The 13,918-nt window shown below is 71.5% G+C and carries 10 protein-coding genes; 5 read left to right on the plus strand and 5 right to left on the minus strand.

The features are described from left to right. Positions 1–11 precede the first annotated feature (11 nt). The 4 genes from AB0B98_RS15695 to hppD form a co-directional block, all read right to left on the minus strand. Entirely contained in the window at positions 12–566 is a 555-nt protein-coding gene (locus AB0B98_RS15695; RefSeq protein WP_357363228.1) for a hypothetical protein, read from the minus strand. 138 nt (positions 567–704) lie between these two features. Then, the gene (hisC, locus tag AB0B98_RS15700) at positions 705–1,808 is read right to left on the minus strand and encodes a histidinol-phosphate transaminase (protein WP_357363229.1); all 1,104 of its coding nucleotides are present in this window, start codon (positions 1,806–1,808) and stop codon (positions 705–707) included. Continuing rightward, complete coding sequence (locus AB0B98_RS15705) at positions 1,805–2,797, minus strand: RDD family protein (RefSeq protein ID WP_238667178.1); 993 nt, start codon at positions 2,795–2,797, stop codon at positions 1,805–1,807. Before AB0B98_RS15705 ends, hisC begins: the two co-directional genes overlap by 4 nt. A gap of 195 nt (positions 2,798–2,992) precedes the next feature. Next, positions 2,993–4,198, minus strand: a complete 1,206-nt coding sequence (hppD, locus tag AB0B98_RS15710; RefSeq protein WP_357363231.1) for a 4-hydroxyphenylpyruvate dioxygenase — start codon at positions 4,196–4,198, stop codon at positions 2,993–2,995. Between the two features lie 139 nt (positions 4,199–4,337). On the opposite strand from hppD, the gene AB0B98_RS15715 reads away from it, so the two are divergent. The 5 genes from AB0B98_RS15715 (at position 4,338) to AB0B98_RS15735 (ending at position 12,835) form a co-directional block, all read left to right on the plus strand. After that, complete coding sequence (locus AB0B98_RS15715; protein WP_238667176.1) at positions 4,338–4,841, plus strand: Lrp/AsnC family transcriptional regulator; 504 nt, start codon at positions 4,338–4,340, stop codon at positions 4,839–4,841. A 78-nt stretch (positions 4,842–4,919) separates the two neighbouring features. Beyond that, positions 4,920–6,359: a PQQ-binding-like beta-propeller repeat protein gene (locus tag AB0B98_RS15720; RefSeq protein WP_357363233.1), complete on the plus strand. Its 1,440-nt coding sequence runs from the start codon at positions 4,920–4,922 to the stop codon at positions 6,357–6,359. A gap of 126 nt (positions 6,360–6,485) precedes the next feature. After that, positions 6,486–8,153 carry a fumarate hydratase gene (locus AB0B98_RS15725; RefSeq protein WP_238667174.1) on the plus strand — a complete coding sequence of 556 codons (1,668 nt, stop codon included), beginning with the start codon at positions 6,486–6,488 and terminating at the stop codon, positions 8,151–8,153. Positions 8,154–8,411: 258 nt separating this feature from the next. Then, positions 8,412–11,390 (plus strand): BTAD domain-containing putative transcriptional regulator, encoded by a 2,979-nt coding sequence (locus AB0B98_RS15730; RefSeq protein ID WP_357363235.1) that lies wholly within the window; start codon positions 8,412–8,414, stop codon positions 11,388–11,390. A 35-nt stretch (positions 11,391–11,425) separates the two neighbouring features. After that, positions 11,426–12,835 (plus strand): class II fumarate hydratase, encoded by a 1,410-nt coding sequence (locus AB0B98_RS15735; RefSeq protein WP_238672052.1) that lies wholly within the window; start codon positions 11,426–11,428, stop codon positions 12,833–12,835. A 15-nt stretch (positions 12,836–12,850) separates the two neighbouring features. Here the strand turns inward: AB0B98_RS15735 and AB0B98_RS15740 are convergent, their stop codons facing one another. Then, positions 12,851–13,141: a hypothetical protein gene (locus tag AB0B98_RS15740; protein ID WP_357363237.1), complete on the minus strand. Its 291-nt coding sequence runs from the start codon at positions 13,139–13,141 to the stop codon at positions 12,851–12,853. Positions 13,142–13,918 lie beyond the last annotated feature (777 nt).

Here is a 13,918-nt window from a genome sequence, read left to right on the forward strand (position 1 = left end):
GCCCCCGACGGCTACGCCACGGAATGTGTCACCGTGCCGGTGTAGACGCCCGCGATGCTGTCCAGCGGAACGTTGACCACCAGTGTGGGGTTCCAGGCGGCGGTGTTGCCGCCGGTGCCGCCACTGTGGGTGAAGGCGGTGAGCGGGGTGACGCTGTCCAGCGCTGCGGCGTCGCCGGCGGTGGCCTGCCCCGGCGTGAAGGTGCCGTCACCGGTGGTCGCCGTCGCCGGGCCGGACCAGTAGTCGATCTCGGACGGCAGCACCGTCTCGGGTGGCGAGCCGCCGCCGGTCTGGAAGACCGTCGCGGTCACCGAGGCGACCCAGGAGGCGTCGGCTGCGCCTCGGGAGTCGGTGACCGTCACCGTGCCGAGCTGGCCGGTGATGGTGCCACCGGGGGCGCCGTCACCGAGGTCGGCGGTGGCCGGCGCGACGATGTCGAGGGTGCCGGCAAGCACCTCGAACGTGGTGTCGGTGGTGTCGGTGGGCGCGGCGGCAGCCGGCGCGGCGAGGAATCCCACCATCGCCGCGGCGGCCGCTCCGGCCAGAACGATCTTGGCAGTGCGCACTGTTCGGTACCCCGTTTTCTCGAAGTGAGCCGACACGATCCTCGGCGCGTCGGCTACTTCGGAAGATAGGGCAAACAAGGCACGCAATCGGACAAACAGCCCATACGTCACTAATTGGTCATAGTGACCGGGTGGTGCTCAGCTCGACGCTGCCTCCGCGGCGGCCAGGAACGCGTCGTTCTCGGCCGGGGTGCCGATGGTGACCCGGACCCCGTCCCCGGCGAACGGCCGCACGATCACACCGCGCGCCTCGCACGCCTTGCCGAACGCCACGGCCCGCTCGCCCAGCGGCAGCCAGACGAAGTTGGCCTGGCTCGCCGGCACCTCGGGCACGAACTTGCGCAGCGCCTCGGTGACCCGGTCCCGCTCGGCGACGACAAGGGCGCAGCGGCGCTCCATCTCCGCCACCTGGGTCAGCGCGGCGAGCGCCCCGGCCTGGGCTGCCGTGCTGCTCGAGAACGGGGTCGCCACCTTCCGGATGGCCGCGGCCACCACCGGCTGGGCAACCAGCCAACCCATGCGCAGCCCCGCGAGCCCCCACGCCTTCGACAGCGTGCGCAGCACCGCCACGTTCGGCCGGTCCAGGTAGTCGAGACCGTCCGGCACCTCCGCGTCGGTGACGAACTCCCGGTACGCCTCGTCGATGACCACCAGAACGTCGTCCGGCACCGCGTCGAGGAACCGGTCCAACTCGGCCCGGCGCACCGCCGTACCGGTGGGGTTGTTCGGGTTGCAGACGAAAATCACCCGGGTCCGGTCGGTCACCGCCGCAGCCATCGCCGCCAGGTCGTGCCCGTGCCCGGCGTCGTTGGGCACCCGCACGCTTGTCGCGCCGCTGGTCGCCACGATGATCGGGTACGCCTCGAAGGACCGCCACGAGTAGAGCACCTCGTCACCGGGCAGGCAGGTGGCCCGCACCAGGTGCTCGGCCAGCGCCACCGAACCGCATCCGGTGGCGATCCGATCGGCGTCCACCCCGTACCGCTGGGCCAGCGCGTCCCGCAGCGCGACCACACCCATGTCCGGGTAGCGGTGCGAGGTGGTGATCGCCTCGGTGACCGCCTCCACCACGCCGGGCAGCGGCCCGTACGGCACCTCGTTGCTGGCCAGCTTGATTGCCTCCGGCAGGCCCAACTCCCGGGCCAGGTCGGCGGGGCTGCGCCCCGGCACGTAGCTGGGCAGCGCGTCCAGGTCGACGCGGGTCAGCCGCAGCGCCGGCTGGTGACGTCCGGAGTCGGTCATGGGGTGTCTCCCGGGGGCTGGTTACGGTCGTTCGAGGGGGCGGTATCGATGTGCTGGGGGACCTCGACGACCACCGTCTGCGCGCGCTTGTCATGCAGCGCCTGGCGCAGGGGGTGGTCGAAGAGGGGAGAGAGAGAATCGACCAGTTGCAGCACCAGGCCCAGCCCGGCGCAGTACCAGAGCAGAGTCGGCAGGCCCAGCGTGCTCCACCGGCTCAGCGCGCGGCGGACGCCCAGCGGCTGGTCGGCGGCCATCGGCACCGCCCGGATCCGCATCACCCGCTTGCCGACGGTCTGCCCGCCGGAAGCCATCGTCGGCACCTCGTACGCCAGCCAGAGCGCCGTGGCGATCAGCAGAATCGCCACCAGCAGAGAATTCGCCTGCTCACTGGGGAGCGGCAGGCCGTCGGCGGAAGTGTCGCCGCGCGACGCGCGCCGGAAGACCTCCTGCCAGTACGGCGCCCACTCCTGAGCCCAGCGCCAGACGAACCAGCCGTTGACAACCACGTTCAGTGCGAAGACGAGGCCGAAGTCGATCAGCCGGGCGACCAACCTACGGCCGTAGCCGGCCAACCTGAAACCGTGCGGTAGCGGCTCCGGCGGTCGTCCGGGCCAGCCGGGGTGACCGGCCGGAGGCGCCCAGCCGGGAGGGGCACCCGGCGGGGTCCAGCCCGGCGGACCGCCCTGCGGGCCCCAGCCCGGCGGACCGGCCTGCGGTCCCCAGCCCGGGCCGTGCCCCGGCTGCTGGCCGTACCCGGGGGGTGGGCCCTGCTGGGGTGACCAACCTGGCGCGCCGGTCGCCGACTCGGGGGTAGTCGCCGCCGCGGGCGCGGCCGGGGTGACCGGCGCGGGCGGCGGCTCGGGCGGCGGCGGACCATCCGGTGGGGTGGCGTCGACGGGAATGGGCGCACCGAGCCAGCCCTCGCCGTCCCAGTAACGCCGGGTCTCCGTGTCGGAGGGGTCGACGTACCAACCAGGTTGAACGCTCACGCCGCCACCAGTCCGCTTTGCTCGCTCACGGGGACACCTTAACGACGACTGCTCGCGTGAACTCGGCATGGCGGTACTGCGGGGCGTACCCCTGGGGGTTTGGTCCGGGCTGCGGCGCGAAGCCGCCGGCGGTGGGTCGGGGCCCACCGGCCGGCGGCGTCGGGTACGACGGAGGTTGCGTCACGCTTGCAAGTGTTACAGGTTGCCGCGGGCTTCCTGCTCCCGCTCGATCGCCTGGAAGAGCGCCTTGAAGTTGCCCTTGCCGAAGCCCAGCGAGCCGTGCCGCTCGATCAGCTCGAAGAAGACAGTGGGACGGTCCTGGACCGGCTTGGTGAAGATCTGGAGCAGGTAGCCGTCCTCGTCCCGGTCGACCAGGATCTTGCGGGCCTTCAGCTCCTCGATCGGCACCCGCACGTTGCCGATCCGCTCGCGCAGCTCCGGGTCGTCGTAGTACGAGTCCGGGGTGTCCAGGAACTCCAGACCAGCAGCGCGCATCGCGTCGACGCTGGCGAGGATGTCGTTGGTGGCGACGGCGATGTGCTGCGCGCCCGGGCCCTGGTAGAACTCCAGGTACTCGTCGATCTGGGACTTCTTGCGGGCGATCGCCGGCTCGTTGAGCGGGAACTTCACCTTGCGGGTGCCGTTCGCCACGACCTTGCTCATCAGCGCCGAGTAGTCGGTGGCGATGTCGTCGCCGACGAACTCCGCCATGTTGGAGAAGCCCATCACCCGCTTGTAGAACTCGACCCACTCGTCCATCCGGCCCAGCTCCACGTTGCCGACCACGTGGTCGACGGCCTGGAAGAAGCGCTTCGGCTGGATGCCGGCGTCGATCATCGGCTGCCGGTCCACGATCGGGCCCCGGGCCACGAAGCCGGGCAGGAACGGGCCGCTGTAGCGGGACCGGTCGACAAGCGTGTGCCGGGTGTCGCCGTACGCGGCGATGGCCGCCATCCGGACGGTGCCGTGCTCGTCGGTCACCTCGTGCGGCTCGACGACGCTGGCGGCGCCCTGCGCGATGGCGTGCGCGTACGCGGCGTCCACGTTCGGGACCTCCAGCGCGATGTCGCTGATCCCGTCGCTGTGTCGGGCCACGTGCTCGGCGCCCTCGGCGTCCGGGCGCACCGCGCCGGTCAGCACGAACCGGGCCGAGCCGCTGGTCAGCACGTACTGGGCGTGGTCCCGGTAGCCCTGCTCGGGGCCGCGGTACGCCACGCAGGTCATGCCGAAGGCGGTGGAGTAGTAGTGCGCGGCCTGCTTGGCGTTGCCGACCAGGAAGTGCACGTGGTCGAGGCCCCGCACCGGGAACGGGTCGTGGCTGATGTCGTGGTCGACAGCGCCGACGAGCCGGTCGACGTCGACGTCCTCGGTCGACTGGGGTCGGTCGATCGCCTGGGTCATGGTGGGCTCCCTCGCGTACCGGCCGGCCTTGTGGGCCGCCGTGGTCGGTTCTTGTGGCGAGGATCGCTGCCCCGGCATCGAGTGGGCAACTGTTGGCAGAAATGCTGGTCAGGTTGTGCATTCGGTATGGTCGTCACTCATGAATGGTGAGCAGAATGTACAGCTCGACGTGCTCGATGTGCGCTTGATCGAACTGCTCGCCGAGGAGCCCCGGATCGGGGTGCTGGAGTGCTCCCGGCGGCTCGGGGTGGCCCGGGGCACAGTGCAGGCGAGGCTGGACAAGCTCGTCGAGCGGCGGGTCATCGAGGGCTTCGGCCCCGAGATCGCGCCGGCCGCGATCGGGTTCGGGGTGACCAGCTTCGTCACCCTGGAGATCAGTCAGCGGCACGGTCACGACCCGGTCACCGCTCACCTCGCCGCCATCCCCGAGGTGCTGGAGGCGCACACCATCACCGGCTCCAGCGACCTGCTCTGCCGGATCGTGGCCCGTTCCAACACCGACCTGCAACGGGTCATCGACCAGATCGTCTCGTCCGCCGGCATCACCCGCGCCTCGACGATCATCGCGCTGGCCGAGCAGATCCCCTACCGCACGCTGCCGCTGGTGCGTAGCGCTGTTCGGGCGGAGGGAAGGGCGCTGTAACACCTCCGAGCGCAGAAAGCGCGGCGACACGGCGGCGCGGGCGTACGGAAGATCCGTGATCGTGGCTACGGTGTGCGGGTGGCGAAGGGGAGCGTGCGCGGTGGGCTGCTGCTCGGCCTCGCCGTGGTCGTCGCGCTCGCCGCCACCGGCGTGTGGAACCCGTTCCCCGGCCTGTGGGACTGGGTGGACCGCAGCGAACCCATCTCCGAGCCGGACGTGGTCTGGCAGCAACGGGTCGGCGGCACCCCGCGCAGCGTGACCATCGCCGGCGACGCCGTAGTGGTCGAGCAACGCACCCGGGTGGAGGCTCGCAGCCTGGCCACCGGCGCCCAGCTCTGGGAGCGCAAGGCGGACTGGGCGGCGGTCGCCGGTGGCGACCGGGACCCGGTAGTGGCCGTGGGCAAGCTCCTGGTCAAGGGGTACGAGCTGCTCGACCCGACGACCGGGGCGACCCGGCGGCGTGACGATGACGCGGTGGCCGTCTGGACGTACCGCAACCTGCTCCTCGACGCCAGGTGCACGGACGCCACCGACTGCACCCTGAGCGCCTGGGACCCGCGTGGCACGGCGCCGCTCTGGACGGCCTTCCTGCCCGGGGTGCACAGCGGCCTGCTCGCCGACAACCCCGGTCTGCGGGGCACCCGCCGGCTCACCGCCACCCGCATCGACGACGGTGTGGCCGGGGCGGAGGCCGCGCCACCGCTGCTGGGCTTCCCGGTCGACGGTCGGGTCCACGTGGTCGACACCGCCACCGGGCGGGTGCTGCAGAACGTCGAGCCCGACCGGGACGAGAGGCTCTCCGTGGTGGGCGGCCGGCTGCTGCGGATCGCCGCCCGCTCCCAGGACGGCACCTGTTACTTCGCCATCTCCGCCCGGGACTCGGCGACCGGGCAGGAGGCCTGGCAGCGGGCCGGCATCAACCTGCGCACCGCGGACTCCGCCGGCTGCGTGCAACGCGAGGACCCGCAGGGAGCGCGGAACGTCATTATCGGCGTCGCCCCGGACGGCCGCGAGGCGGTCATCGACGGGTACGACGGCCGGCTGCTCTGGGTCGGTGAGGCGGGCACCAAGTTGATCGCGGTGGACGATCGTTCGGCGGTGTTCCGGGCCGCCGACAAGCGCTCGGTCATCGCCCGTGAGCTGGGCACCGAGAAGGTGCTCTGGACGCGACAGGCCAGCGGCAAGGCCGCAGCCGCCCTCACCCCGTACGCGGCGGTGGTGGCCGACGAGAAGCCGTCCCGGCTGGCGGCACTTGACCCGCGCACCGGCCGGGAGTTGGCCGCCCTGCGTACCTCGGCGAACGCCCTCGCCGTCGGGTCCCAGGGGATGATCATCGGCGAGGGGCGGGAGATCGGGTACGTCCGCTTCGGCGGCGCGTCCGGAAGCTCGCCCGCCCGACCGCCCGGCGATGGTGGGAATCCCGGGCCGGGCGGCCCCGGCCCCGACGGGCCGAACAACGGCGACTGCGGGCCGAAGAGGGAACTCTGCCCCGAGCCGGGCGGTGGCAAGGACGGTTGAGCGGGGCGGTTCGCCCGATGATCCGGATCGCGGACGGGCCCGGCACGCCCGGTGGATGAGAGCGGCGTCCCAGGACCCGCCCGGCGGGTGGGAGTGATCGACCGGTCTGCCCTAGGCTTGCCGCTCATGAGCAGTGCCGCCGCATTCTCGTACGCCCCTCTGCTGCCGACCGGCCCGGACCAGACGGACTATCGCCTGGTCACCGACGAGGGCGTGGACGTCGTACACGGCCCCGGAGGTCGTCGGTTCCTCACCGTGGAGCCGGCCGCGCTCACCGCGCTGACCGCCGAGGCGATGCACGACATCGCGCACTTCCTGCGCCCCGCGCACCTGGCGCAGCTCCGGGCGATCATCGATGATCCGGCCGCCTCGCCGAACGACCGGTTCGTCGCGCTGGACCTGCTGCGCAACGCCAACATCGCCGCCGGCGGTGTCCTGCCCATGTGCCAGGACACCGGCACCGCCATCGTGATGGGCAAACGCGGTCGGCACGTGCTGACCGACGGTGCCGACGCGGAAGCCATCTCCCGAGGCGTCTACCAGGCGTACACCAAGCTCAATCTGCGTTACTCCCAGCTCGCCCCGCTGACCATGTGGGACGAACGGAACACCGGCAGCAACCTGCCCGCCCAGGTGGACCTGTACGCCGAGGACCCGGACGGGCACCCCGACGCGTACAAGTTCCTGTTCATGGCCAAGGGTGGTGGCTCGGCCAACAAGTCGTACCTCTACCAGGAGACGAAGGCGCTGCTCAACCCAACGCGGATGATGCAGTTCCTGGAGGAGAAGCTGCGGCTGATCGGCACCGCTGCCTGCCCGCCGTACCACCTGGCCATCGTCATCGGCGGCACCTCCGCCGAGTACGCGCTGAAGACCGCGAAGTACGCCAGCGCCAAGTATCTCGACGCGCTGCCGACCTCTGGTTCGATGAGCGCGCACGGCTTCCGCGACCTGGAGCTGGAGGCGGAGGTGCTGGAGCTGACCCGCAACTTCGGCATCGGCGCGCAGTTCGGTGGGCGGTACTTCTGCCACGACGTACGGGTGGTCCGGCTGCCCCGGCATGGTGCGTCCTGCCCGGTGGCGATCGCCGTCTCCTGCTCGGCGGACCGCCAGGCCGTCGCGAAGATCACCCCGTCGGGCGTGTGGCTGGAACGGCTCGAAACCGACCCGGCGCGGTTCCTGCCCGACGTCACCGACGATTCGCTCGACGCGGAGCTGGTGGTCCGGGTCGACCTCAACCGGCCGATGGACGAGATCCGCGCGGAGCTGTCGAAGTACCCGGTGAAGACGCGCCTCTCGCTCTCCGGGCCGCTCGTGGTCGCCCGGGACATCGCCCACGCCAAGATCGCCGAGCGGTTGGACGCCGGTGAGCCGATGCCGCAGTACCTGCGTGACCACGCCGTCTACTACGCCGGCCCGGCGAAGACCCCCGAGGGGTACGCGTCCGGCTCGTTCGGCCCGACCACCGCAGGCCGGATGGACGCCTACGTGGAGAAGTTCCAGGCGGCCGGCGGCTCCCAGGTGATGCTGGCCAAGGGCAACCGGTCGGGTCAGGTGACCCGCTCCTGCCAGCAGCACGGCGGCTTCTACCTCGGCTCGATCGGCGGCCCCGCCGCCCGCCTCGCCCAGGACTGCATCAAGCACGTCGAGGTGCTCGAATACGCGGAGCTGGGCATGGAGGCGGTCTGGAAGATCGAGGTGGAGGACTTCCCCGCCTTCATCGTGGTCGACGACAAGGGCAACGACTTCTTCGCCGAGGTCACCAAGCCGGTGCTCACCGTCGGTCGCCGCTGACTCGACAGGTACGCGATCGGGCGCCGGGCGAATTCGCCCGGCGCCCGTTCTGTCGCCTGTGCTCTGCCGACATCGGTACGCCCGCCCCCTGGGGTGGGACGGGCGCACCGCCCCCGTCGGATGCCGTCACCGACAACTCGGAATGAGTGTGCGGCGCACCGCTGTCGATCCGCTCTCAGATCACTATCGCCTGACCGAGGCGGTCCGTTACCACCGGACTACTCTGCTGGAAGTTGCACCATTCACGCGGGAGAGCAGATGCGGTTCGGGATCCTGGGGCCCCTGCGGGTGGGCGGTGGCGAGTCCACTGTCACCGCCGGGCGCGACCGGATCGTGCTCGCCACGCTTCTGTTGCGGGCCGGCCGGCTCGTGCCGGTCGACGAGCTGGTCGACGCGGTGTGGGAGGACCGCCCGCCGGCCACCGCCCGGGCGCAGTTGCAGACCTGCGTGTCGCGGTTGCGACGGCGCTTCACCGAACTCGGGCTGGCACCGGACCTCATCGTCACCGACCCGGCGGGGTACGGGGTGCGTGTCGGAACGACCGACCTGGACGCCGAGGTCTTCACCCGGGGCGTGGAGGCGGCCCGAGCCGCCGCCACTGCCGATCGCCTGGTCGACGCGCGTGCCGAGTTCCGCGCCGCCCTGGCGTTGTGGCGTGGGCCGGCGTTGGGCGGAATCCCGAGCCGGAGCGTCCGCCGCCGTGCGCAGGCACTCGACGAGCAGCGTCTCACCGCGCTGGAGGAGTGCGTCGATGTGGAGCTGCGCCTCGGGCGGGCCGCCGAGCTGATCGGCGAACTCGCCGAGAGCGTCGACCAGCACCCGGTGCGGGAACGGCTGCGCGGACAACTGATGCTGGCGCTGTCCGCGGTCGGGCGCCAGGCCGACGCGCTCGCGGTCTACCGGGAGGGCCGGCGGACCTACGCCGACGAGCTGGGCATCGAGCCGGGCGCCGAGTTGCAGGAGCTGCACCAGCGGGTGCTCGCCGGTGACCTGGCCCTGGCCGGTCGGGAAGCGTGGCCGTCCGCTCCCGTCCGCTCGCTGCCCCGCGCGATCGGCGACTTCACCGGCCGGCAGCAGACGATGGCCCGCCTGGTCAAGGAGGTGGAGGCCGGGGCCCGGATCCAGCTCATCGACGGCATGGCGGGCAGCGGGAAGACCACCCTCGCTGTGCATCTCGCCAGCACTCTCGCAGGCGACTATCCGGACGCCCAGCTCTACATCGACCTGCACGGGCACAGCGAGCGCACCCCGTTGACGCCGGCCGCGGCGGTCGCCACGCTCCTGCGGCAGCTCGGTGTGCCCGCCGAAAGGGTGCCGACGAGCCAGGACGACCGGTTGGCGCTCTGGCGTAGCGAGCTTGCCGGTCGACGGGCCCTGCTGGTGCTCGACAACGCGGCGACCGCCGACCAGGTGACACCACTGCTGCCCAACGGCTCGCACTGCCTGATCCTGATCACCAGCCGCCGCCGGCTGGTAGGGGTGGATGAGGGGCGACCCTCGTCGCTGCCCGTGCTCGACAGCGACGAGGCGGTCGAGTTGCTCGGGCGGGTCGTCGGCGTGGCCCGGGTGGCGGCGGAGCCGGAGGCGGCCGCCGAGGTCGTCCGACGCTGCGGACACCTGCCGCTGGCCATCCGGCTGGCCGGTGCCCGGCTGGCACACCGGCCCCGTTGGCGAATCGCCGACCTGGCCGAGCGGTTGACCAGCCGACCGGATCCCCTGGCCGAGTTCGAGGTGGGCGAGCGGTCGGTCGGCCGCGCCTTCGCCCTGTCGTACGCCCAGGTGTCCCCTGTCGCGCAGCGCGCGTTCCGGTTGTTGGGCCTGCACCCCGGCGTGCGGTTCGACACCCCGGTGGCCGCCGCCCTCACCGGGCAGTCGCTTCCGAAGGCGCAGGACCTGCTCGACGAGCTGGTCGACGCGAACCTGGTCGAGGAGACGGAGCCTGGCCGCTACCGGTTGCACGACCTGGTGCGGGAGTACGCGCGGACGCTCGTCGCCGAGCCGGGGTGGGCGGGTGAACGGCGGGACGGCATCGAACGTCTGCTCGACTATCACCTGCACGTCGCCACGGTGATCGCCCGCAAGAGTGAGCTCTCCTCCAACTTCAGCCTGGCGCTGCTGCCCGAGCCGGCGCGTCCCGATCTGGTCCTGCCCGTTGCCGAGCAGGGCCGAGGATGGTTCGACGACAACCTGGCCGTGATCACCGCCCTGGTCCGCCTGGCCGAAGCTGAGGGTTTCGGCCGGCACTGCTGGCAACTGGCGAGGGCCAGCTGGTACGCCCTGTTCGAGGGTGGCCACCTCGACGAGTTGATCGAGACGCATCTGGTTGGACTGCGTATGGCCGAGGGACTTGGCACCGAGGAGGCGGTGGCGATGATGCTCAACTACCTCGCCTCGGCCCACTACCGGTTGGGTCGGTTCGCCGAGGCGAACCGGCTCATGGAGGTGTCGCTCGACGTCTACCGCCGGCTCGGGTTGCGGAGCGATGTGCGCAACACCCTGGGGAATCTGGGCAACTCTTACGTCGCCAGTGGCGACTACCGCCGGGGTTGGGAGTGCCTGGAGGCATCCGCGGCGCTGGCCCGGCGGATGCAGGAGCAGGTGCCACTGGCCAACACCCTGAACAATCTTTCGGTGACCCTGCTGCTGTGGGGACGGTACGACGAGGCGCTGCGTACGTGTCGGCGGCACCTGGCGCTGGCTCGCGAGCTCGGCGACCCGCGCCAGATCGGCAACGCGTTGGGGCACCTGGGCATGATCCGCCACCGGTTGGGTGACGACGGGCCGGCGCGTCGGCTGCTGCGGTTTGCTCTACGCCTCAAGCGGAAGGCCGGCAATCGGTTTGGCGAAGGTGAGCTGCTGAACGAGATCGGTGTGCTGGAGCGCAACGCCGGACAGCCGGATCATGCCGCCGGGCTGCACCGGGAAGGGTTGGTGGCGATGGTCGACGCTGGCGACCGCATCGGCCAGTGTGCGTCCCGCAACCTGCTGGCCCGGGCAATCCTCGAACAGGGGGACGCGGCCAGCGCGCTCGACCTGCACCGTCGGGTGCTCGTCGACGCCAGCGGGCTCGGTGCCCGCTACGAGAAGGCCCGGGCGTTGGAGGGCATCGCCCGCTGCGTACGGGACACGGATCCGACGGCGGCCCGCGCACACCTGGAGCAGGCGTTGGCGCTGTTCCGGCAGGTCGAGTCGCCGGACCAGCGCGAGGTGGAACGGCTGCTCGCCGAGTTGGGCTGACGGATCATCTGCGAGTCGGCCACGGGCGCGGCAGGATGGTACGCGTGACGACTCCAGAGGCGACCGGTTACCGCATCGAACGCGACTCGATGGGCGAGGTGGAGGTGCCCGCCGAGGCGCTGTGGCGGGCGCAGACCCAGCGTGCGGTGCAGAATTTCCCCATCTCCGGCCGGGGCCTCGAACCGGCCCAGATCAAGGCCCTCGCCCAGATCAAGGGCGCGGCGGCCGAGGTCAACGGCGAGCTGGGCGTGATCGACGCCAACGTGGCCGCAGCCATCACCGCCGCCGCCGCCCACGTCGCCGACGGTGGCTACGACGACCAGTTCCCGGTGGACGTGTTCCAGACCGGCTCGGGCACGTCGTCGAACATGAACACCAACGAGGTGATCGCCACCCTGGCGAGCCGTGAGCTGGGCTCACCTGTGCATCCGAACGACCACGTGAACGCCTCCCAGTCGAGCAACGACGTCTTTCCGTCCTCGATCCACCTGGCGGCCACCCAGTTCATCGTGGAGGACCTGCTGCCGTCGCTGGCGCATCTGGCAGCCGCGCTGGAGGCCAAGGCGGCGGAGTTCGAGACGGTGGTCAAGGCGGGGCGTACGCACCTGATGGACGCCACACCGGTCACCCTCGGGCAGGAGTTCGGTGGGTACGCCGCCCAGGTCCGCTACGGAATCGAACGACTGGAGGGCGCGCTGCCCCGACTCGCCGAGCTGCCGTTGGGCGGCACCGCCGTGGGAACCGGGATCAACACCCCGCTCGGCTTCGCCGCCGCCGTGATCGACAAGCTGCGCGAGTCGACCGGGTTGCCGCTGAGCGAGGCGCGTAACCACTTCGAGGCGCAGGGTGCGCGGGACGCGCTGGTGGAAACCTCGGGGCAGTTGCGGACCGTGGCGATCGGCCTCTACAAGATCGCCAACGACATCCGCTGGATGGGCTCCGGACCCCGTGCCGGTCTGCGCGAGCTGCGCATCCCGGACCTCCAGCCCGGCTCGTCGATCATGCCGGGCAAGGTCAACCCGGTGGTCGCCGAGGCGATGCGGCAGGTCTGCGCCCAGGTGGTCGGCAACGACGCGACAGTCGGCTTCGCCGGCTCACAGGGCGACTTCGAGCTGAACGTGATGCTCCCGGTGATGGGCCGCAACCTGCTGGAGTCGATTCGGCTGCTCTCCGCGGTGAGCCGGCTCTTCGCCGACCGGCTGGTGGTCGGCCTGGTCGCGGACGCCGAGGTCTGCCTGGCGTACGCCGAGGGCTCACCGTCGATCGTCACCCCACTCAACCGCTACCTGGGGTACGACGAGGCCGCGTCCATCGCCAAGGAGGCGCTGGCAAAGCAGACCTCGATCCGCGAGGTGGTCATCTCCCGGGGTCACGTCGACTCCGGCAAGCTCACCGAGACCCAGCTCGACGAGACGTTGGACCTGCTCCGGATGACCCACCCCTGATCCGGAGCGCCCCGCTCAGCGCATCTGTCGCGGTCTCGCCCAGCCGAGGAAGCGGGTGAAGAGCGCTGCGGGGTCGGGGCCGTCGTGCGGGTTGAGCCGGTACAGGTCGGCGGCGGCCTCGTGCAGGACCGCGCACAGGTAGACGCTCAACCCGATCCGATCGTCCGCGTACTCCTGACGAAGAGCGAGTCGGGCGACCGAGCACGGCCAGGGTGCGGCGCAGACCCGGCAGAGCCAGAGCGGACGCAGCGGCAGGTGCGGTCGGCTCGGTGTGGTGGCGCGGTCGGGCACTGTGGTCCGGGACATGGTGTTGCGGTCCTTTCGAGCTGACTCGTTTGTGGCATCACTCCGCGCCCGGTGCCTTTGCGCCCCGTGCCTTTGCGCCCCGTGCCTTTGCGCCCCCGTGCCTTTGCGGCCCCGCGCCTTGCGCCCCCGTGCCTTTGCGGCCCCGCGCCTTGCGGCCCCGCGCCTTGCGGCCCCGCGCCTTGCGGCCCCGCGCCTTGCGGCCCCGCGCCTTGCGCCCCCGCGCCTTGCGCCCCCGCGCCTTGCGCCCCCGCGCCCCGCGCCCCCGCGCCTTGCGCCCCCGCGCCCCGCGCCCTGCGCCTTTGCGCCCCTGCGGCCCTGCGCCCTGCGGCCCTGCACCCCGCGCGCCCTGCGGCCCTGCACCCCGCGCGCCCTGCGCCCCGCGCCCTCCGGCGGCGGCGCCCAAGATCGTGCTCGATCCTGGATGTAGTGGTTTCCGCACGTCAGGACCCCACTACTTCCACGATCGAGCACGATCTTGGTCGAGCGGTCGAGCGGTCGAGCGGTCGAGCGGTCGAGCGGTCGAGCGGTCGAGCGGGCGGGCGAGCGGCCGGGCGGGCGGCTTGGGTGGGGATGGGACCGCCTGACACGGGGGATCAGGCGGTCCCGTGCGGTGCCGCCGGGCCCGGGGGACGGGGAGCGGTGCCGCGCTTCACAGTCTGGTGATCGGACGACTACGGTCGGAAGGGTTCGGCCCACCTGTCGTAGCTGCCCTGTTCCCGGGTCGCGCCGGCTCTGTTGGTCGGCTGGAGTTGATCGTCGGCGGGTTGGAGGGTGGCT

The sequence above is a fragment of the Micromonospora sp. NPDC048947 genome, assembly GCF_040649495.1.
Taxonomy (GTDB): Bacteria; Actinomycetota; Actinomycetes; order Mycobacteriales; family Micromonosporaceae; genus Micromonospora; species Micromonospora alfalfae.